The 22,513-nt window shown below is 42.7% G+C and carries 17 protein-coding genes and 2 pseudogenes; 16 read left to right on the forward strand and 3 right to left on the reverse strand.

The features are described 5' to 3' along the window. Positions 1 to 7: 7 nt before the first annotated feature. From moaA to ACEN8J_RS04875, 10 genes and pseudogenes are all read left to right on the forward strand, one after another. Positions 8 to 1,024: a GTP 3',8-cyclase MoaA gene (gene moaA / locus ACEN8J_RS04830; RefSeq protein WP_029515505.1), complete on the forward strand. Its 1,017-nt coding sequence runs from the start codon at positions 8 to 10 to the stop codon at positions 1,022 to 1,024. Between the two features lie 585 nt (positions 1,025 to 1,609). Next, complete coding sequence (gene licT, locus ACEN8J_RS04835) at positions 1,610 to 2,443, forward strand: BglG family transcription antiterminator LicT (protein WP_495594284.1); 834 nt, start codon at positions 1,610 to 1,612, stop codon at positions 2,441 to 2,443. A gap of 107 nt (positions 2,444 to 2,550) precedes the next feature. After that, positions 2,551 to 4,464: a beta-glucoside-specific PTS transporter subunit IIABC gene (locus ACEN8J_RS04840; RefSeq protein ID WP_029515503.1), complete on the forward strand. Its 1,914-nt coding sequence runs from the start codon at positions 2,551 to 2,553 to the stop codon at positions 4,462 to 4,464. Between the two features lie 30 nt (positions 4,465 to 4,494). Further along, positions 4,495 to 5,952, forward strand: coding sequence for a glycoside hydrolase family 1 protein (locus tag ACEN8J_RS04845; RefSeq protein WP_495594285.1), 1,458 nt, complete (start codon positions 4,495 to 4,497; stop codon positions 5,950 to 5,952). A gap of 146 nt (positions 5,953 to 6,098) precedes the next feature. Beyond that, positions 6,099 to 6,262, forward strand: a pseudogene (locus ACEN8J_RS04850) (methyl-accepting chemotaxis protein); the annotation flags it as partial. Positions 6,263 to 6,275: 13 nt separating this feature from the next. Further along, the gene (locus ACEN8J_RS04855) at positions 6,276 to 6,626 is read left to right on the forward strand and encodes a hypothetical protein (RefSeq protein ID WP_029515501.1); all 351 of its coding nucleotides are present in this window, start codon (positions 6,276 to 6,278) and stop codon (positions 6,624 to 6,626) included. Between the two features lie 86 nt (positions 6,627 to 6,712). Continuing rightward, positions 6,713 to 7,519, forward strand: coding sequence for an alpha/beta fold hydrolase (locus tag ACEN8J_RS04860; protein WP_069010507.1), 807 nt, complete (start codon positions 6,713 to 6,715; stop codon positions 7,517 to 7,519). Between the two features lie 24 nt (positions 7,520 to 7,543). Continuing rightward, positions 7,544 to 8,527, forward strand: coding sequence for a sensor domain-containing diguanylate cyclase (locus ACEN8J_RS04865; protein WP_495594286.1), 984 nt, complete (start codon positions 7,544 to 7,546; stop codon positions 8,525 to 8,527). Positions 8,528 to 8,569: 42 nt separating this feature from the next. Then, the gene (locus ACEN8J_RS04870; RefSeq protein WP_029515498.1) at positions 8,570 to 8,965 is read left to right on the forward strand and encodes a hypothetical protein; all 396 of its coding nucleotides are present in this window, start codon (positions 8,570 to 8,572) and stop codon (positions 8,963 to 8,965) included. A gap of 129 nt (positions 8,966 to 9,094) precedes the next feature. After that, positions 9,095 to 10,057, forward strand: a complete 963-nt coding sequence (locus tag ACEN8J_RS04875) for a helix-turn-helix domain-containing protein (protein WP_495594287.1) — start codon at positions 9,095 to 9,097, stop codon at positions 10,055 to 10,057. A gap of 90 nt (positions 10,058 to 10,147) precedes the next feature. Here ACEN8J_RS04875 and ACEN8J_RS04880 read toward each other — a convergent pair whose 3' ends face one another. Beyond that, positions 10,148 to 11,710: an S-layer homology domain-containing protein gene (locus ACEN8J_RS04880; RefSeq protein ID WP_029515496.1), complete on the reverse strand. Its 1,563-nt coding sequence runs from the start codon at positions 11,708 to 11,710 to the stop codon at positions 10,148 to 10,150. A 301-nt stretch (positions 11,711 to 12,011) separates the two neighbouring features. Then, complete coding sequence (locus tag ACEN8J_RS04885; protein ID WP_029515495.1) at positions 12,012 to 13,772, reverse strand: methyl-accepting chemotaxis protein; 1,761 nt, start codon at positions 13,770 to 13,772, stop codon at positions 12,012 to 12,014. A gap of 360 nt (positions 13,773 to 14,132) precedes the next feature. Between ACEN8J_RS04885 and ACEN8J_RS04890 the strand changes: the two genes are divergently transcribed. From ACEN8J_RS04890 to ACEN8J_RS04905, 4 genes and pseudogenes are all read left to right on the forward strand, one after another. Then, entirely contained in the window at positions 14,133 to 15,335 is a 1,203-nt protein-coding gene (locus tag ACEN8J_RS04890; RefSeq protein WP_029515494.1) for an MFS transporter, read from the forward strand. A gap of 363 nt (positions 15,336 to 15,698) precedes the next feature. Then, positions 15,699 to 16,304: pseudogene (locus tag ACEN8J_RS04895) on the forward strand (CbrC family protein). Between the two features lie 94 nt (positions 16,305 to 16,398). Beyond that, positions 16,399 to 16,725, forward strand: coding sequence for a hypothetical protein (locus ACEN8J_RS04900; protein WP_165149765.1), 327 nt, complete (start codon positions 16,399 to 16,401; stop codon positions 16,723 to 16,725). A gap of 22 nt (positions 16,726 to 16,747) precedes the next feature. Beyond that, positions 16,748 to 17,149 (forward strand): hypothetical protein, encoded by a 402-nt coding sequence (locus ACEN8J_RS04905; RefSeq protein ID WP_069010514.1) that lies wholly within the window; start codon positions 16,748 to 16,750, stop codon positions 17,147 to 17,149. 128 nt (positions 17,150 to 17,277) lie between these two features. Here ACEN8J_RS04905 and ACEN8J_RS04910 read toward each other — a convergent pair whose 3' ends face one another. Beyond that, a complete protein-coding gene (locus tag ACEN8J_RS04910; RefSeq protein WP_029515490.1) occupies positions 17,278 to 18,282 on the reverse strand; it encodes a hypothetical protein in 1,005 nt (334 codons plus the stop codon). Between the two features lie 260 nt (positions 18,283 to 18,542). Here ACEN8J_RS04910 and ACEN8J_RS04915 point away from each other — a divergent pair, with 260 nt between their 5' ends. Beyond that, the gene (locus ACEN8J_RS04915; protein WP_449292685.1) at positions 18,543 to 21,305 is read left to right on the forward strand and encodes a family 78 glycoside hydrolase catalytic domain; all 2,763 of its coding nucleotides are present in this window, start codon (positions 18,543 to 18,545) and stop codon (positions 21,303 to 21,305) included. A 14-nt stretch (positions 21,306 to 21,319) separates the two neighbouring features. After that, positions 21,320 to 22,513, forward strand: coding sequence for an MFS transporter (locus ACEN8J_RS04920; protein ID WP_165149771.1), 1,194 nt, complete (start codon positions 21,320 to 21,322; stop codon positions 22,511 to 22,513).

The raw sequence follows: 22,513 nt of genomic DNA on the forward strand, positions 1-22,513 counted from the left end.
AGGGCGTATGAATTTTTATCCACTGAAAGACACGTTGCAGCGGCCAATTCGTGACCTGCGTATATCGGTTACGGACCGCTGCAATTTCCGTTGTTCCTATTGCATGCCCAAAGAAATATTCGGTGACGATTACGCCTTTCTTCCTCAAAATGAATGTCTGTCGTTTGAAGAGATACACCGGCTAACGAAGCTCTTTGTATCCCTGGGTGTAAAAAAGATCCGACTCACGGGCGGCGAACCATTAATGCGCAGGAATCTATCCGACCTGGTCTCCCAAATCCTGTCCATTGACGGAGTGGAAGATATCGGCTTGACCACCAATGGTGTGCTGCTAGGACAGCAGGCTAAGCCTCTCTATGACGCGGGGCTACGACGGCTTAATGTCAGTCTGGACGCTCTGGACCCTGAGCTATTTGGGCGATTGAATGGGCGGGGGATTAAGCCTGATTTTATTTTGAAGCAGATCGAATATGCAAGAGAAATCGGCTTTGAAATCAAGGTCAATATGGTCGTTCAAAAAGGCGTTAATGACTCGGAGATTTTGCCGATGGCCGCTTATTTTAAGGAGCAGGGAATAACCCTTCGCTTTATCGAGTTTATGGATGTAGGGAATGACAACGGATGGAGCTTCAAAAAGGTACTAACCAAAAAACAAATTGTTGAACGACTTAAGAATGCGTACGAGCTGGAGCCGATGGATCGGGATTACTTTGGAGAAGTGGCAAAACGTTACCGTTATAAAGACAGCGACGCACAGATTGGTTTTATTACTTCGGTTTCTGAATCATTTTGTTCGTCTTGTACACGCGCCCGCTTATCGTGCGATGGCAAGTTTTATACATGTTTGTTTGCTTCAGGCGGATTCGATTTACGCCAGATGCTTCGTAATGAAGCGGATGACCAGGAACTACTCGATGTGATTACTTCAGTATGGGAACAACGTACAGACCGGTATTCCGATGAACGTACGGAGCAGACAGCTAACAACAAAAAAAAGATTAACATGTCCTACATTGGCGGATGACATTTTATACCATGATAGTGTGTTGTATTTGATGTGGTTGCTCCGAAAAAGAAAGCGCAAACATTTTTGTTGGCAAAACTTAAATTCGATGTTATTATGATTTTGGGATTGTTACTGAAAAGGCAAAACCCGAGGCATGGAATTCAATTTCCATGTGTTGGGTTTTGCCTTTTCTTTTTAGAATACATGCTTTGCGATATCCTGCATGATATGAAAATCTGCCCAGCCATAACGCAGAAAGGTGAGTGATATAAAGCCTTACAAGTGCTGAACAACAAAGATGATGACGTCGACCAACGAATCGACATCCGAAAAATGATGTCATGGGACGTGGTTAACCGACTATATCCATTTTCAGAACGGAATATCAGATCGGTTTGGGAGCACTCAAGATCAATGATGGAAAACGTAAGGCTTTGTCTCTTATTACGAATGCGTTTTCATAACACGGAATTGTAAATCAATACATTTGAATTTGATTTACGACGAAGATTTGATCGGCTATTACCGTCTTGTGACCTATCTGAAATTTCGCCCAGCATCTAAATCCTTTTTTAAATTTGATGGGATAAGGGGGGCAGTTAGATGATCATAACGAAGATCTTTAATAACAACGCCATAATAGCCAAAGATCAAAAAAGAGATGAATTTGTTGTTATGGGTCGTGGTATTGCATTCAAAAAGAATGCAGGCGAACAAGTAGAAGAGCATCTAATTGAAAAGGTCTTTGTGCTTAAACATAAAGATGCTTCAGAGAAATTTAAGTTATTGTTAGAGGATGTTCCATCAGAATATGTTTCGTTATGCTATGACATCATTGAATATGGAAAAAGCATATTAGAAGTACAATTGAGCGATTATATATATGTTTCGCTTACGGATCACATGAACAATGCATTTAAAATGTTTGATGAAGGGTTTAAAAATGCAAATCCGTTAATTTGGGAGATCAAAAAATTTTATCCCAAAGAATTTGCGGTTGGCTTAAAAGCGCTGGAGTTTATTGAAGACGAAACAGGCAAACGATTGTCAGAAGATGAAGCAGGTAATATTGCTCTTCATTTAATCAATGCTCAAGTAAACAGCTCCTACAACAAGGTAGCAAATGTTGCTCAGCAAACTCAAAAAATACACGACATCTTGAATATTATTAAATACTCTTATAATACCAACATAGATGAACACTCGATCAGTTATGAGCGATTTATTACACATTTAAGATTCTTCTTTCAGCGATTAAATAAAAAAGAAAAAGTAGAACTGGAAGACGATTTTTTATGGAGGCAAGTGAAAGCAAAGTACAAAAAGGCTTATGGCTGCATGCTGAAGATTGAGAAATACTTGGATATGGTATTGTCAGATGAGGAAAAGCTGTATATCACGATTCATATTCAGCGTGTGACCCAAAGACAAAATTGAATAACTCTTGGATTGTTACTGGTAATGCAGGCGAAACCAACCTAGATCGAATTTGATCTATTTTGGTTTCGCCTTTTTTTATAAATACAATTAAAGGGGAAATTACAATGAAGTATGAGACATTAGCAAAAGACATCATCAGAAATGTCGGCGGCAAAGAAAATGTGAATAGTCTAACTCATTGTATTACACGCTTGCGCTTCAAACTAAAAGATGAAAGTAAAGCCAATACAGAGGTTTTGAAAAATATGGATGGTGTTGTCACTGTGGTAAAGAGTGGCGGGCAATACCAGGTTGTTATAGGTAACCATGTACCTGAGGTTTATGCTGATGTTACTGCTGTGGGTGGTTTTCAGACAGGAGATTCAGAAGAAGCATCAGGTGAAAAAATGAGTTTGTTCAATAGATTCATTGATACTATTTCAGGTGTATTTACACCCACGTTAGGTGTCTTAAGTGCCACAGGTATGATTAAGGGCTTCACTGCCCTATTTGTAGCTTTGGGCTGGCTGACCACTACATCGGGTACCTATCAAATTCTCAATGCTTTAGGTGATTGTTTATTTTACTTCTTTCCTATTTTCCTGGGGTATACGTCAGCTAAAAAGTTCAATGCCAACATTTTCATAGGTATGGCTATAGGTGCATCCCTTGTGTACCCAACATTTAGCACGATAACAGCCTCGGGCAAACCACTATACACTCTATTTAGCGGTACTATATTTGAGTCACCGGTATATATCACCTTCTTAGGCATTCCGGTCATTCTGATGAGTTATGCGTCAACCGTTCTTCCAATTATCATATCCACCTATGTAGGCTCAAAAATAGAAAACTTCTTTAAAAAGGTAATCCCTAGCGTAGTGAGAACATTTTTGGTTCCGTTTTTCACATTGTTAGTTATTGTACCCTTAGCATTGATTGTGATTGGACCTCTCTCGACTTGGGCAGGTCAACTGCTTGGGGCAGCAACCCTCTTTGTGTATAACTTAAGTCCAATGATTGAAGGCATAATCATGGGCGCTTTCTGGCAAGTGTTTGTTATCTTTGGATTACACTGGGGACTTGTTCCTATCGCTATGAACAACTTAGCCGTTCTTAAATTCGATCCGATTCTTGCGGCTACGCTGGGAGCTTCCTTTGCTCAGACGGGCGTCGTACTGGCAATTTTGTTTAAAACCAAAAATGTAAAACTGAGATCACTTTCCATTCCAGCTGTCATCTCCGGGATTTTTGGTGTGACAGAACCAGCGATTTACGGGATTACATTACCACGTAAGAAACCATTTATTTTAAGCTGCATAGCATCTGCAGTAGGCGGCGGTATTATAGGAATGATGGGAACGAAAGGTTATATCATTGGTGGATTGGGTATTTTTGCTATCCCGAGCTATATCAGTCCGGCAGGAATAGACAGCGGATTTTATGGGGCTGTTATCGGTATCCTGGTAAGCTTTGTATTAGGCTTCTTGCTTATGTTCTTTGGCGGATTTAAAGATGATGAAGTGAAAGAAGCTAAAAAGGAAGATAACACCTCGGGAGCAGCTAAAGGAGAAGTTTTAGTAAAACAAGAGACGGTGATGAGTCCATTAAAAGGTGAAGTGAAGTCTTTATCTGAAGTAACAGATGAAGCCTTTTCGACAGGTGCCTTGGGTAAAGGGATTGCCATTGAACCTTCTGAAGGTAAGGTCGTTTCACCTGTAGATGGTGTATTAACATCATTATTTTCGTCAGGTCATGCGATTGGCATTACAAGTGATCACGGTGTTGAAGTCCTCATCCATGTAGGCAAAGATACGGTCAAATTAAAAGGCAAACACTTCTATCCTAAAGTAAAACAGGGGGATGCTGTTAAAAAAGGCGAGCTGCTTATGGAGTTTGATATGGAAGCTATAAAAGAGGCTGGGTATGTTTTGACCACACCTGTTATCGTTGCCAATACTACGAATTACCTGGATGTCATTGAAACAGAGAAAAAGGCAATTGAGTATCAAGAGGACTTATTGACCGTCGTAGTCTAATCCTAATTAATGTTGAGGAGGAATTAAACAATGAAAAATACAACTACATTGGAATTTCCACAAGGATTTTTATGGGGAGGTGCAACGGCTGCCAACCAATTTGAAGGTGGATATAATGAAGAAGGTAAAGGCTTAAGCACTGCTGATGTGATTACGGCTGGAACGCATACGACTTCCCGAAGAATTACACCTATGCTGGAAGAAGGAGTGAACTACCCGAGTCACGAGGCTATTGATTTTTTCCACCGCTATCAAGAGGATATCCGCTTATTTGCAGAGATGGGATTCAAGGTCTTTAGGATGTCCATTGCGTGGTCAAGAATATTTCCTAACGGAGATGATGCAGAGCCGAATGAGCAAGGCTTGCAGTTCTATGATCGTGTATTCGCAGAATTGAAAAAGTACAATATTGAGCCTTTGGTTACAATCTCACATTATGAAGCACCGTTTCATTTGACCCAAAAATATAATGGTTGGTCAGATCGCAGAGTCGTAGATTTTTATGTGAGATATTGTGAAGTGCTTTTTAACAGATACAAAAATGTCGTAAAATACTGGTTAACCTTTAATGAAATCAATATTTTAACCTTGTCATTTGGAGCATTCATGGCTGGAGCTATGATGCCGGAGGGGAATGGAGAGCTAGCCCATGCTATAGTGAAGGATGAGCAGGTTCTGTATCAGGCGTTGCATCATCAATTTATTGCCAGTGCAAAGGCTGTAAAGCTGGGTCATGAAATCAACAAGGACTTTAAAATCGGTTGTATGATTGCTTATATGTGTTCCTACCCACTTACATGTCATCCTGATGATATTCTGCTGGCTCAACAAAAGGATAACTTAAGTAATTTCCTATGCTCAGATGTCCAAGTAAGAGGAGCTTATCCGGGATTTGCCAAACGCTATTTTAGAGATCATAATATTCAGATCACAATGCAAGAAGGAGATGAGGACATCTTAAAAGAAGGCTGCGTAGATTTCTATACTTTCAGCTATTATTCTTCTACTTGTGTCAGTGCCGATCCTAACCAGGAGAAGGTGGGAGGGAATTTATCTATGGGCTTAAAGAATCCTCATTTAAAAGCAAGTGCCTGGGATTGGCAGATCGATCCACAGGGATTGAGATGGTCCCTCAATAATATTTATAACCGATATGAAATCCCGTTAATGGTTGTTGAAAATGGTCTTGGCGCCGTAGATACAGTGGAAGAAGATGGCTCCATTCACGATGATTATCGAATTGATTATCTGAAGCAACACATTGAGCAAATGAAAGAAGCAATTGCTGATGGAGTGGACCTAATAGGGTATACGCCATGGGGATGTATTGATCTGGTCAGTGCGGGAACCGGAGAAATGAAAAAGCGTTATGGGTTTATATACGTCGATAAGGATAATGAAGGCAAAGGGACACTTGCCAGATCCAGAAAGAAGAGCTTTTATTGGTATAAGAATGTGATCGAAACCAATGGAGAGCAGTTGGATTAAACCTTAGTACCTGTTTCATAAAAGTCATACCATCAGCGCGTGCCAATTTTAATCGGTACGCGCTGCTTCACTAAATACATGGGGTGAAAATGACGAAATAGAGGGTAGGGCTGATATCAAAATTTGAGGAAGTGGATACATATTACCTGCTTGGATTAAATGCTGGATTGAAGCTGCTCGGGTGGGTGACGCAGGAGCAGGTTTTGGGGTTGTCGCTACAGAAATCCGCAAAATGTCTACGGGCACCAAGGAAGCAACAGGGCGTATTGAACAATCCTTGCAAGCCGTCAGACAACCAGTGTATAAGATGGGTGGTTACATGTATGAATTTGAATGAGTTGAATGAACAGAGTTACACAGAACTAGAGGATTATTGGGTGCGTGTATTTCTAAATGTAGTACAAGATCAGGATAAGGAGAACTGGGTGATTCCTTATTACAATACATCCTTTTCTAATGGTCAGAAAGTCATGGATATGAACCCCATTTTTTCGGCTAAATCAAAAATAAGTCATAAATCCATCAGAATCATTCAAGAAACGGTTAATGAAGAGGATGACGTTCACTATTGGTTAGATACAAATGGGAAAAACGAATTGGTTATTATTTGTTCCTTATCACAGCAACATGTGCACAAGGTAAAAGGGATCATTGAACGCTGGATTTATGAATGAGAGTCATTATCCATAATCGAAACTTTTCCGATATAATAGGGAAGAGAAGCCATAGAACAGATACTACCTCAGAGAGGTGATTTACGTTGACCGTTGATATTCTCCTACGTAATAATATAAAAGTGCTGGGCACAGGCAGCCAGACGATTGTATTTGCTCACGGCTTTGGATGCGATCAGGATATGTGGCGTTATATCGTCCCTAGCTTTATCGACAACTACCAAATCGTCTTATTTGATTATGTTGGTTCCGGAGATTCCCAAATAAAATACTATGATTCCCAAAAATACAGTGACTTGCAAGGATATGCCCAAGATGTGCTGGATATTATGGAAGCGTTAGACTTACGAAATACCATATTCGTTGGACACTCCGTTAGCAGCATGATCGGAATGCTCGCCTCCATCCGCAGCCCTCAATATTTTGAACGCATTGTCATGCTCGGTCCTTCTCCACGCTATGTGAATGACCTGCCTTCTTATTATGGGGGCTTCGATAAGAGTGATATTGATGAATTACTGGATATGATGCAAATGAACTTTATTGGCTGGGCTAGTTACATGGCGCCCATTGCTATGCAGAATCCCGAGCGAGGGGACTTAACCGAAGAATTGGAAAAGGCATTTTGTTCAAGAGATCCTCATATTGCACGGCAATTCGCAGAGGTTACATTTTTTTCAGATTGCCGTGTTGATCTTCAGCATGCTTCGGTTCCTACACTTATACTCCAGTGCTCAGATGATAGTATTGCTCCGATTGAGGTAGGGGACTATTTACACACCCATCTTAGAAATAGCAGACTTCAGCAGATGAGAGCAAAGGGGCATTATCCTCATTTAAGCCAACCAGGAGAAACGAGCGATTTAATCAAAGAATATTTAGCTAGTGTGTAATATCGAAAGAAAGGCAGTCATTTAATGGATATTCAATTAGATAAAGCTCCCTGTGGATACTTTTCAATTTCGGACGCTGGGATCATTCAATCGGTAAACCAAACGTTATTGGACATGCTTCTTTATGAACGCGATCAATTGCTCGGATGGCCGATTGAAATGACAATGTCTGTTACCAACAAGCTATTTTTTCATACTTATTTTTATCCATACATCCAGTTGTACGGGCGTGTCGATGAGATGTACTTTTCGTTTCGCACAAGTGATCGACAGGATGTGCCTGTACTTCTAAACGGAATTCGCCAGGAACGAAATGGAGAAGCAGTGATTGACTGTGTAGTGCTTGTGATGCGTAAGCGTATTGAACACGAAAAAGATATACTACAGACCAAAACCAAGCTTCAGGAATTATATCAGGCGACGAATGAAGCCAACCAGAAGCTTGAACGGTTGCACGAAGAATATGAAATCAAGCAGCAGGAATTAGTGAGGATCAATCTCCAGCTAGAAACGATGGCATCAACCGACCCGTTAACTGGGCTAAAGAATAGAAGATATTTCCAAGATCAATTACTAGCTAGCCTCGCGTCCTTTCATGAGAGCGGAATATCTTTTTCGCTGCTTATCATTGATATTGATCGTTTCAAAAGTATTAACGATACTTATGGTCATCCGGTGGGCGATCTGGTGCTTACGAATCTGGCAGAATTACTGCAATCCATGTCACGGGAGATGGATATTGTCGCTCGTTATGGTGGCGAGGAGTTTGTCATTATTCTTCCGGGCAACGATCAAGAGGAAGCCATTCGTACGGCAGAAAAATATCGTTCCATGACGGCCTCAAGGGATTGGGGAGAATACAGCATTACTGTGAGTATTGGCGTGGCAACGGTTACGCAAGCGGATACGGAACAAACAATTGTTCATCAAGCGGATTTAGCTCTGTATGCTTCCAAAAGTGGCGGGAGAAACCGGGTCACGCATGCAGCAAGTCTCGTAAAGAAATAAATGAGGCTTCAATAACCGCATGAAGAGTTGGGGAGGATAAACATGGGGGAAGCGTACAAGCTGGACTGTGATACCTGTGCTTATACTAAGAACATATTTGTGGGGTTTGGTTTATTATATATGAGTTTGGAATCCATTGCTTCGTTTGTACAGGATACTGTCCTTAAACGACGTATTGGGGAATTCATAGGCAACCCTTCGACGAGATATGATGCTTATGACGCGATATATGTATGTCCGGTCTGTCAGGCCATCCGCAATGAACTGTTTATTGAGATGATATCGGACTCATCACAGTATAAAATTTCTTATGCTTGTCCTAGATGCGCGAGTGTTATGGAGCAGGAACACATTGAAAACAATGTGCCTGTTCATTTAAGTTGCCCAGCATGTGAAAAGGGGAAATTGAAAGCAACGTTTTATATGGATTGGGATTAATAGATTCCCCGAATATCACTACAGCATACTCCAATAAGTCTGGTCAAACCATTCAAATTCAGCTAATATTAATGATAATGATTCTCATTTGAATCATCAAAATTAATGAAAACTTTTGAGGTGACGCTTGTGAATTCAAATTCGTTATCATTAATATATCAGCATTATTTAGAAAAAACTCCGTTTAGAAAACAAAACGAGCATACCTATATGATGTTACCAGAAGCGGGTAACGGACATATTTACCGAGTTACAACTTACAGCGGAATCGAGATTGTGTATTCGCACATTCAATATCACGAGCCTTACCCGACGAACTTTGCTTCCAGAGGACAAATGATTGAACTTCAATTTGCACTTTCGGGGCAACGTCATGTGAATATAGCTGGTCTGGACTATACACTCCCATCGGGGCGGGGGGCTCTTATTTTTTTACAGGATTTCAAAGCACGCTTCCATCCTCCGGTTAACGAACAATACCAATCATTTGCACTTGGCATTCCTGTTTCGTTGTTTAATTATGCGGCTTCACAGTTGGCGGCTCGTCGACAGGTAGCTATTGAATTTAATCAAATTCTGAAGGGGGCTGCATTCCATCACTTTGGTTTTGAACTGGATCACAGAAGTATAGTGCTGATTGAACATTTGATCAAAGACTTGAAAAGTGTGCATAGATCGCCTTTATTAATGGAAGCAGCAGCACTAGAGATTTTAAATCGACTTATGATTCAATTATTTGATTTAACCCCCATGCCCGAAGGATTATCTAAAGAAGATGTCAGAAAGTTGCATATGGCTCGGCAAATCCTTGAATCCAGCATGATTGATCCTCCTTCACTGATCGCATTATCCAAAAAAGTAGGATTAAACGATTTTAAATTAAAAAAAGGATTCAAAGCATGTTTTGGAACGACTGTATTTGAATATTTGCGCCAAATTCGTCTCGATTATGCGATGAAGCTGCTTCGAAGCCAGGAGAGCAATGTAACAGAAGCTGCGATGGCTGTAGGATACAGTAATGTGAGTGCATTTTCAGAGCAATTTTTTCGGGAATACGGAGTGAAACCATCATCTTTGAAGAAAGTATTTTAAAAATTCTGTTTTGACCATTTTAAAAAAATATCAAGGTAACAAAAAGCTGGAACCCTGTATAGATAGGATTCCAGCCTTTTTATTTGGTGCTTATTTCACGAAAGTTTCAATGCCATCTGTATTGATGGTTGACGTATGGGTACGAGACGCTTCTTCAATATTTTTGAATGCCCAGTAATCTGTTGGTACATCCTTCCATGTAGCCTGAATGGTTCCTTCCAGGGGTCCTCGTTTTAAGATCGTGTTCAAAATGGTAACCGTTTCTACTCGTGTTATATATTTATTGGGTTGGAAGCTGTTATCGTTATAGCCGGTAATCCATCCTGCATTAGCTAACGCTACAATGGAATCCCTTGCCCAATGCTTTTCGATATCGGTATAAGGAGACGCTGTGGTTTGCGTTCCTTTAAGCTGCTTCCAGGATGCGAGTATTGCTGCCATTTCTGCACGGGTAATGGGTTGCTCTGGTCGAAATGTTCCATCTGCATATCCATTCATAAGGTGCTGTGTCGTAAGTGCTATAATCGAATCCTTTGCCCAATACGTGCTAGGTACATCTTTGTATGTCGTTGAGCCTTCTTTTGTCTCCAACTTCATAATCCTAGCCATCATCGCGGCGGTTTCAGCTCGTGTAATTGACTGGTCCGGTCGGAATGTACCATCCTGATAACCCGTTATATATTTTTCATGCGCAACCTCGGATTGCTCTACTGGCATGATTTCCGCAGTCGGTAAAACCGTTGAAGAAGCCGATGGTGATGAAGATGCGGTTGTTTCACTTGAAGAAGATGAATCACTGCTATCCGCGTTATCCTTCTTATCTTTTTTATTGCTACTGCTGCTGTCGTTATTGCTAATATCACCCGTGCCTGCATTTCCATTTACAACCTGTATATACGCTTCAGATGTACTCGGAGCAAATCGAGCATCCCCACTGTATATAGCAGTAATTGCGTGACTTCCCACACTTAAGTTGCTTGTAGTGTAGTACGCATTGGCATAGCCATTCGAAATGCCCACTGGCTCCATCGTCAGCGTATCTAATATATTCGTGCCGTCCATAAGGATGACCGTTCCGGTTAAATCACCCGAAGTTTGTGGGTTTGAGGTTGTCCTCAAGCTAAACCTTACTTCCTGACCTTGATTAGACGGATTCAGCGAACTCAATATTGTAGTTACTGTAGGTCTCAGTGAAGGTGTAGGCGCAGATGCATTTACGACCTGAATGTATGGCTCAGATGTACTGGGGGCAAATCGAGCATCCCCACTATATATAGCAGTAATTGGGTGACTTCCCACACTTAAATCGCTTGTGGTGTAGGTCGCAGTGGCATATCCATTCGCAATGCCATTTGGTCTCATCGTCAGCGTATCTAATATATCCGTACCGTCCATAAGGATAACCGAGCCGGTTAAATCTTTCGTAATTTGTGGGGTTGAGATGGTTTTGATGCTAAACGTTACGGATTGACCTTGTTTAGAAGGATTTGTCCAACTCGTTACCGTGGTTTCAGTAGCATACACCGCATCCGTTACACTAGGTGCTGGTGAGGAGGTTGCATACACAGTACTCTCGGAAAAACTCCATGTCCAGGTTCCAAATAAGACGATAACAGCAAGATAAGATAAACAAAAAGACTTGATTTTACTCATAAATTTCCTCCATAAAATTCCGGTGTCACGATGAACTGACTAAATCCTCCATGATGACTAACCTACTAATATAATTTTCTTTCTTACATTACTGATTTACTATACTAAATGCCTCTGAACCAATTCTGAACCAAATCGACAAAAACCGCGTGCTCAATTCACATCGCTAGAAGGGGATCACGATTTGCGAGCTTTTCCGTAATTTCTCAGAGCAAATGCGAAAAGGGTCAACCAGAAAAAACTGGTTGACCTCATAATATGAATGACAGTTTAGCGTGATATTTTGGAAAGAATTATTCCGTTAGTATTTAAATTTGACCGTCAGATCCTGTAATTTCTGTGACATATCCGACAAGGTCGTTGCCAGGCTGGTGATCTGCTGCATCGAAGCTAGCTGCTCCTCTGCAGACGCTGCAATATTCTGCGAGTTGTCCGCCGCTTGAAGCGCCAGACTCGATACGTTTTCTCCGCTTGCTGAAATTTCCTGGACACTTGCGGTTATTTGCTCCGTGATGCTCGCGAGCTCTTCCGTTTGCTGTGCGATATGATTGGTGGACGTCACAATTTTGTTAAACTGCTGCTCCGTCTCATTAGCAATTTTAATGCCGGAGTCGACATCCTGTTTTACGCGTTCCATGGTCCGAAGCGAATGCTCCATATCTTTGCGCATATTCTGAATCAACTCAGAAATCTGCCCAGAAGACTGGTTCGATTGTTCGGCCAGTTTTCTTACCTCTGAAGCAACTACGGAGAAACCGCGGCCTTCTTCGCCTGCACGGGCAGCCTCAATCGAAGCATTTAAGGCAAGCAGATTGGTCTGCTGTGCGATATCCGTAATGGCATGCAGCATCGTGTCGATCTGTTGAGTACGTTCATCCAGCATCCTCATAACCGCATCGGTTTCATTGACGGAATGGTTAATCAAGTCCATTTGCTTCACCGTATGTTGTACAGCAGTACCGCCAAGGCTCGCCATTTCCATCGCGTCTGCAGACGATTCAGCAATAGTCAAGGAGCTATCCGTGATCCGCTGCATGCCTATTGAAATTTCTTCAAGCGAGCTGGTTGTCTTCTGGAGCATCAGTTGCTGCTCCTTCGCACCGGCCGCCGATTCTTGAATCGCGATGGTGATATGCTCGGTTGCCTGCCCAGTATGCTCTGCACCAAGGGTTAATTCTTTCGAGGAAGCTGCTACCTGCTTTGTGGACAGGTTTACTTCACCGATCAAATATCTAATATTTTTAATCATATGATTGAAATCCTGTGCCAGCTCGCCAACCTCATCTTTTGAATTCATTTTGACTTCTTCGACCGTTAAATCACCGTCCGCAACTGAGTTAAGCCGCTTTGCAATCATGATAATAGGCTTCGTAAAACGTCCCGAAACAAAGCTTACGATAATTGCTCCCAGAATAACTGCAATAGTCGTAATAATCAGGACAATATAAAGGACCTTGGTCGCCCCGCTGTTAAATTCGTTAAAATATGCTCCAGAACCGATGATCCATCCCCAATAAGGATCCCTTTCAACGTACGAAATTTTCGTCTCCACTTGATCTGTACCAGGTAAAGCCCATTTATAAGTGACGAATCCACCGCCGTTTGTACCGGCTTCTACAAACTCTTTTCCCACATGCACACCGTCTTCCGATACGGCATTTATTAAATCCTGGCCTTCATTTGAAGGGTTCATCACTGAAACGGCATCTTGGTTGACTGCCCACGGATAACCTGTTTTACCTACAGTATATTTAATCTTTACCGGTCTTTTGTTATTAGCATCTTTTACACCGAGCAGCTCGATGCGCAGTTTTTCCTGTGCTTCTTCCAATGTTAAATTACCGGCTTCGACTTGCCCATTGAGGAAACTAATCATACCAATTACCATTTGCACACTATTCTTAAGTGCTACTTTGCCTGATTCATTCATTTCATTCTTGGAAACAACATAAGAACTGATTCCAATCACGAATGTGGGTACAATTAAAATAATCAAGCACATTATGGTTAACTTCGTTCTTAACGATCTTACCTTCATGATTGATCCTATTTTTGTTTTCACTGAGATTTCCCCCTTAGACATCGATATACAGACTCAACCCACAGCTACGCTAATTACTAAAGGCAAAAGACTGTACATCATATATCGTAATAACATGCCAGGAAATGAAGCCCTTCCATCCAGTCAGCGATGAAGAGACCGATGTAGTTCATTTCACAACGAAAGAGCGACTCTATAATTAACGACGCCCATTGGGCCATAGAATGCAGGCCATTTTTTACTGTCTGAAGACTGGCTGCTGTTTTATACGCAAAATTAAATCCGTTTAACCGCAAATTTATCCGTCTATAGGCAGTAGCGTTTTGGTATGCTCCGTATACTTCTGCATAGAGAGAATCTTTAACAGAGGAGTGTGCGAGGATGAATAGAATAAAAGGGAGCATCTTTTTCAGTGTATTTGTGGCTATGCTAGGGCTCATGCTCATTGCTCCAATTATGCCGCCCCTTATTCGTGAATTAGGCTTAAGAGAAAGCCATTCCGGATTAATTATATCGCTTGGTTCTATAACGATGGCCTTAATGGCTCCAGTATGGGGAAATCTAAGTGATGCAAAGGGACGCAAGCCGGTGATTCTGCTTGGTTTCATAGGGATGTGTGTAAGCTGCCTGTTGTTTACACTTACTCTTTTTGCAGGATTAAATGGTTGGCTCAGTGGGGGGCTGCTGTTAGTCCTGCTGATTGTTACACGCGGCTTAATTGGCGGCTTTATCCCGGCGGTGTTGTCATCGTCCCAAGCTTATATGGGAGATGTAACGGAAGGAGAAGAGCGTGGAAGTGGTATGGCTATTATTAGTGCGGCGAATGGGCTTGGGCTGGTATTTGGTCCCGCGATTGCAGGTGCCTTTACTTTAATAGGGCTGTTATGGCCCTTATATTTTGGAATTGTCATTGCCGCTGTTGCATTCGTGGTGTCTCTGCTGGCGATTCCGGCGGCCCAGCCCGTTATTCAGCAAAAACCCGCTCGAATTAACCCCCTCCAGCCAGGTCTAAGAATGTATTTGTTTGCAGGCTTGGTTACGATGATAAGTATTGTGACTATTCAGGTTATAGGTGGTTTTTATTTTCAAGATCAGTTAGGTCTTACATCCGAAGAAACAGCAAGAGTCGTGTCCTTTGGACTTATGTTCTCCGGGGCAGCGATGCTGATTGTGCAGATCATCCAGATGAAATGGCTTAAATGGCAGCCTAAGCCGATGATTTTACTTGGTTCTCTATTCCTGATTGCTGGAATGGCATTATTTCTGATTTCAGCCAGCTTGGTCGTTTACTATGCAGCGTTCTTTATGTTTGGCATAGGCACAGGCTTACTGATGCCCGGTTTTATGGCAGGTGCTTCGCTTTCAGTCAGTCAAGAGCAGCAAGGGGGAGCAGCGGGGCTGGTAGCTGCGGTACAGGGAATTTCCGCGATCATTGCTCCTATTTTGACGACCACCTTGTATCGAGTGGACAAATATATTCCCTTTACGCTTATAGCAGTCTTGGTAGCTGTTATGGCTGTTATTATGTGGGTAGTGAGAAAAAGAAACGGGAATAGTGAGCCTGTTCCTCATAAGGCAAAATAAATAAAAGATTGGTTAGATGAATCCATAGGCTTCCGGGGTATACTCACCGGAAGCCTATATCTATTATAATAAGTTATAAGAAATTTCAGGAAAATCAGAAGGAAGTGGGGGGCTTATGGAAATCCAGCAAAAATGGGTGGCACTAAACAAAAGATATAGTTTGTACGCACCCAGTACCGAGGCTGTACAACCATGTACCAATTGAAGGAAGAGCTTGAGGGCTTAGAAAGCGAGCAGGCTGCCAGAATTTTGACAGAGTTGTATCTTCACCTGCATCAATACGAAGAGGCGCTAGAGGTTTTTATGTCCGTCATGAACCGGAAAAATAAAGCAGATTTGAAGAAACAGTGGAGTATTCAAGAGATGATTAATAGCCCGATTCGACTGCCGGTGATTAAGCCTTTAATCAAAGTAGCCAAGCGCAAGAAAACTTCCGATCTCCCTGTGTTTACTTATCATCAAGACCCTGTACGCACTCAGATCCTTAAATCAGGCTTTTTGAAAACGTGTTTCTGTTGTGGACGGCAGACCGATATCTGGTACGCGGGTCCCTTTTATACAGCATTATCTTATGAGGCGATCTGTCCTTGGTGTATTGCGAATGGTAGCGCTGCGAGCATGCTACAGGGAACATTTCATGACCCTGCTTGCTGTGCACAATTGGAGGAACCAAAGCTGGATGAGCTACTGCATCGGACTCCCGGTTATGAGGCATGGCAGACCGCCGCGTGGCTGGATCACTGTGATGACTACTGTGTTTTTATAGATTTTGTGGGCTGGTAGGAGCTTGTCAGTAGAGGGATAGAAAATGATGTCAACCTGATGTTTATGCCTATTCTGGCTTTGTATAATGAAGAAGAGGCTAAGAGTCGAATACGGGAAAGCATGGAACGTGACGGATCGTTCCGGGGTTATTTATTTCAGTGCAGGCATTGTAAGGAATACCTCTTATATGCGGACTATGACTGAATCCAAGTGAATTTCCTGAGGTGAATGAGAAGGTGAAACCCAATTTAGGGGTGGTTCTAATTAAGGAGGAGTTCATAAAATTGGAGGAATGCAGATGGGTTGGGAGTATGGGATTAAGGTCGCAGATGTTAAGGATATTAAAGCGCTAATGGAACGCTTAGCTGAAGCATTGCCTAGGATTGAGGGATATCGGATGCAAAGGGATGAGGATGGTTTTGTTCTGCTTCAGAATAATTCTGATTGGCCTGAAGCGCTTCAGATTTCAGTGGAAGAGGCAAGAAATATTGAAGGGTTAGAAGATGATGAACCTTATATCTATTGTCTATTTCATATTGGCGGCGGAGATGCGATAAGGTTGAGGGAAGGAATGTGTAGGGCACTGGAAGAAGAGAAATGCGCTGCGGATTGGTTCGAGTTGTAGCCGAAGAGAGGAGTAAGAGAGAGTGACTAAGAAAGGAAAAACAGAGATTCAGACACTAATCTATCGCTATAGTGGTCCAAGAGCCAATATTGGATATACTTTTGAACCGCTGCGCTATGGGGATACAGATGAGCCAAAGCTGGAGGAGATGATCTTCATCTACGCAGATGACTTTGATATCGTGCTGTCTGTGTTAAAGTCCATATATCCACTTGTCGATCCTGACACGGGGGAAAGGTATGAGGCTTTTGATGCCTGCTGGGATAATCCGATTCAGGCGTCGGTATGGCATGAAATATTAACAGAATTGGATGCTTGGCCTGCCAAGGAGCCAGAATTACGCATATTTATCGATTCCTTTACAGCATGGGTCAGAGCGCATTTGAAGCAAGCAGATGGTATTATCGTGACCGGAAATCTGTAGAGGAAGGCAATGCACTGCAATCCGTATTTTCGCTGCCCCTCGCTTCGAGGGGCAACTGGAAAGCGAGCTGCTGGGTCAAATGCCTCGTTCTTTACATTGCATGCGACAGGCTCCTTATGGCAACTGGATTATTGACGTTGCTTCCGAATCCGGAGTAACTTTTGCTCCAATTTGGTATCACCCATAAATTTGCTGACAGATACAGCAAGCTGATATTGAATGGTCCCCATATTGTTAGCGGCAGGTTGAAGAACCCCTTTTATCGTTTGCCATAACGAAGTAGCCTGTCGGCTTTTTGCTCCAAAATGCATGATGATGTGGATACAGGCTGTAATTATATTGCGGCCAAGTCCGTACAGGAACCATTCTTTTTCCTTAGTAATAAGCGGAATGATGGTTGCCATCGTTTCCCAAGCTTCATCCCATCGTCCTGTTTCAATGAGCTTTTCTGCCAAGCTGGATGCAGTAGAACAGTAGTTACTAGAATTTTCTTCTATTTTCTCCATTTCAGCCAGCTTTTTGAGGGCTTCAATTTCACCTTCTGGATGGTTGCGCCATCTCTCATGATAAACGAGTGTCCGCAAATTTTCTTTGTCCCAATCCGTCTGCTCTCTGATCCACAAATCAATAAATAATGATAGGTATACATCTTCCCCGAGTTCACTCGCGATATTGATGCAATCTTCAAGATCAGCTGTATCTTTGCTGAATAAATATGTTTCCAAAATCAACTCAGGATCAAACCCGGCGTATGTATCGAAATTGGCTTTCTTGGCCTGCTGGAACAAAATTTGGTCCTGTTCACGCTCATACTTTTGCAGTAAAAAAACGGCATAGTATAGAGCATCGCCAATCCCCTGAAAACTGTTCGTTTCCCTATCTATAATCTCATTAACGAGCAGCCTTCTCACAATCGGTTCGTAATGCGGGGAATCTCGATCCTCACGATTATACATAGCCAAAAGCACCTTCAAGCGATGGGTATAATTGGCATCACTTTTTCCATATTCCTCACTGTGTTGCTCCAAATAGTCAACCTTCGAAAAATCGGCGTGATCACTTATTAGACTCTGCAGCATTTTATCATAGGGTGCCATCATCTGATCCAGCAGCTTTTTGTAGTTCGTTTCCATTACTGTAATTCTCCTTTCACTGATCGGCTTAATACTACAATCCATATGTACAAAAAACAAGAGTTTTCCTTTTGAGTACTGCGCTGTCACACGTACATATTTTTCTAATAGACCCATTTTAAGATTCGATATGAGGGATGGACATTCAACACCTGTAAATCAAGCATACAACATGCAGGGATACAACATTGCGCACAACTAATGGAAGCGTTTTAATTTGAGTATAGAAACACAAAAGAAGATCTCAGGGAGGACATAAGATGCTAAAAGTGAAAGCGCTTAGATGTGAACATGTAAACAATCCGATTGGACTGGGTTGTCTAAAGCCTCGATTAAGTTGGCAAATTGAATCTGACAACATATACGTTTTCCAAAAACGCTTCCAATTGCAGGTAGCCATAAATCCCGCTTTTGAACCGCTGCTCTGGAATCATTTTTCCTATTCGGAACAATCCATTTTGTTTCCCTATGAAGGTCCTCCACTCGAATCAGGACAAAGATATTATTACCGGGTAAAAGTATGGGCTCAGGGAGCGGGTGACACCGAACCCGAGGAATCGGAATGGAGTGAGATTGGCTTTTGGGAAATGGGGCTGCTCCATGAGCAGGACTGGAAGGCACAATGGATTACAGTGCAGGAGCGAAGCATCCATGAAAAGTTTCAGACAAGAGCCCCTTTTGCTGCTTCCAAGTGTTTTTCAGTTGAGGGAAAAGTGAAAAAAGCAGTCATTTATGCCACAAGCCTTGGTCTGTATGAGCTGGAGCTCAATGGACAAAGAGTAGGCGATGCCTACTTTACCCCGGGATGGACAGATTATAACGATCGTGTTCAGGTGCAAGCCTATGATGTGACTTCTACCGTTCGAGAACAACATAACCGCATCACAGCCACGGTGGGAGAAGGCTGGTACAGCGGCTATCTAGGCTGGCAAAAGCGCAAGGATACCTACGGGAACACAAATGCTTTGCTATTTCAAATGAAGATTAGCTATGAAGATGGCCGTTCAGAACTCATTTGCTCTGATTCTTCCTGGGAGGAAACGAGCTGTGCCATTTTGATGTCAGATATTTATAACGGCGAAATCTATGATGCTCGACTGGAGCAGCAGGCAGCCGAACATCGCTTCTTGAACGAACGGAAAATGATGCAGGTCGCCCCGTTTCCGTTAAGTCATCTGGTTGCTCAGGAGAACGAGCCTGTCCGTGTAATGAACCGATTAAAGCCTGTTGAACTGATTTGGACTCCTAAAGGCGAACTAGTACTTAACTTGGGTCAAAATATGGTAGGCTGGCTGGAATTTAAAGTGGAAGCCCCCGAAGGTACGGTTCTGAATCTGGTTCATGGTGAAGTACTGGATCAGCAAGGGAACTTTTACCGAGATAATATTCGTGATGCAGCGCAGCAGATTACGTACATTTGCAGCGGCAAGGGGACGGAGATATTTAGGCCGCATTTCACTTTTCAAGGCTTCCAGTATGTGAAGCTTGAGGGCTTTCCGGCTGGCGTAGCCATTGAAGATTTTACAGGCGTTGTTTTGCATTCAGACATGGCGACAATTGGCTTGTTCGAGACATCCGATCCAAAGCTGAACCAACTCCAGCACAATATTGTATGGGGACAAAAAGGGAACTTCCTGGATGTGCCGACCGATTGCCCGCAGCGTGATGAGCGATTAGGCTGGACCGGCGATGCACAGATTTTTGCCAGAACGGCCAGCTTCAATATGAATAGTGCTTCCTTCTTTCGAAAGTGGCTGAAAGATTTGGCTTACAACCAGCTGGAGAATGGGGCTGTGCCTTTTGTCGTGCCGGATGTCCTCAAAGGAACCTTTGCAGACAATATGGACCAAACGACAGCCGCATGGGGAGATGCAGCAGTTATATGTCCGTGGACGATCTATCAATGTTATGGGGATAAGCAAATTCTAGCTCAGCAGTATGACAGTATGAAAGCATGGGTCGATTATATTCGTGCCCAGGGGACCGAGGAACATTTGTGGGATACTGGTTTGCAGCTGGGAGACTGGCTGGCGCTGGATAGCGAGGAAGGAAGCTATTTTGGAGCGACCGATGGAACGTTGGTAGCGACTGCATACTTTGCGTATTCGACTCATATCTTGGCGCAGACCGCCAAACTGCTGAATCGCTATACCGATTACAACACTTATCAAAGCTTGCATGAGGGGATTAGAAGCGCTTTTGCGAACCGTTATTTTGATGACGCTGGCAAACTGACTTCTAATACCCAGACTGCACAGGTTGTGGCTTTGCACTTCGGATTGGTACCAGAAAAATATAAAAAGCAAGTGGTTCAGGAGCTCGTACGGCTGATAGAAAAAAATGATATGCATCTGGATACTGGCTTTGTAGGCACACCCTATCTATGCCTGGTTTTATCCGACAATGGCTATACAGATATAGCTTATAAAATTTTATTTCAGAAAGATTATCCTTCTTGGCTCTATCAGGTTGAACGGGGAGCAACGACCATGTGGGAGCATTGGGACAGTATCAAAGTGGACGGCTCGTTCTGGAGCACCGATATGAACTCGTTCAATCACTATTCGTACGGTTCAGTTGGAGACTTTATGTACCAAAATATTGCCGGTATCGATGTGCTTGAAGCGGGCTACAAAAAGTCACGGTTAGCACCCAAACCGCCTGTTAATCTTACTTCGGCCCATGGCAAGCTGGAGACACCTTATGGTGAGGTTGCTGTCCATTGGGAAATCGTGAATGAAGAAATGCGGATGACGGTTCACGTACCACATAATACGACAGCTGAGATTACGCTTCCGGGCGTTCTAGAGCCAGATGCATTACAACAGACCATTACTAAGCAATACCCGTCGATTCAGTATCCGCCTGGTAATGTGCCACAAGAGCTGGCCGGGAAATCAGGTTCTCCCGGAGAACAGGCGATTTTCGAACTGAGTGGAGATCATGAATTGACGTTTACCGTCGGATCTGGACAGTATACGTTCCAGTACAAATACAACCAGAGGCTAAATAACATAGACTAGAGGTGAGAAGCTTGATGAATATTAAAAACAAAATATGGTTTAAAACAGCATTGTTGTCCATTTCCTTAGTCCTGACATCAGCGAGTGCTATTTCAGCTATCATCCCGATGATGCTGAACCAATTACCGGGAGTCTCCAGTTCACTGATTGAAAGCATAGTTACAATCCCATCTTTCTCGATGATGCTGTTTGTGCTGTTGAGTGGCCCGATCTCTTCCCGCTTGGGTAAAAAAAATACAATCCTGCTAGGACTTTTGCTCGTGGTCATCGGCGGAATACTTCCTATGCTCACTACGAACATTACATGGATTCTCGTGTTGCGTTTGGTGCTAGGTGCAGGTCTGGGGATGTTCAATTCGCTGGCTGTCAGTTTAATTAGTGATTTTTTTGAAGGGGACGAACGTGCTCAATTGGTAGGTTTTCAAAGCGCTGTACAAGGGCTCGGAAGCAGCTTGGCTACCTTTGTGGCAGGACAGCTTGCCCTAATCGACTGGCCGTTTGCTTTTTTGTGCTATGCGATCACTATTCCTATCGCACTGTTGTTCTTTTTTATCATTCCTGAACCAGAGCGTGAGGAGCCTACAGTGAGCACGACAGGAACGGGCCAAAAGAGTGGGGGAATGTCCCTACCTGTACTTGGATTAGGGGCTGCACTTTTCCTGTTTATGACCTTTATCATGATTGTGTATACCAAAACAGGTATTATGATTGCTGAAAAGAGTATGCCTAACGCAGGGTTTTTAGGGACCGCTTTGACGCTGTTCTCCTTGTCAACTATGATTGCAGGCTTCTTGTTCGGTAGAATATATAAATGGTTCAGAAATTACGCACCTTTTATCTCCAGTTTATTAACAGCGACAGGTTTTGTCCTGCTGTGGTTTGCTCAGAATGTGACCATGGTTACGGTTGCCATGCTGATCATTGGCTTTAGCTTTGCGCTGTTTATTCCTTATATTTTTACGATACTAACTAAAATCGTACCTAAAGGCAGTGAGACGATATCTATTTCGATTGCAATGGTAGGCTCCAATTTGGGAGCGTTTGCTTCGCCTTATGTTATCAAGTTAGTTGGGGTGTTGTCTGGGAATGAAACTGCCTCATTTTCCTTTCTCGTCTCTGCGATTGTATTTATGATTGCTGCGCTCCTCTGTCTGGGAATCGCTATTAGAGGAAAGGGAAGCAAAACACAGACGGCAGTTCACAGTTAA

Source organism: Paenibacillus sp. Paensp38 (genome assembly GCF_059491915.1).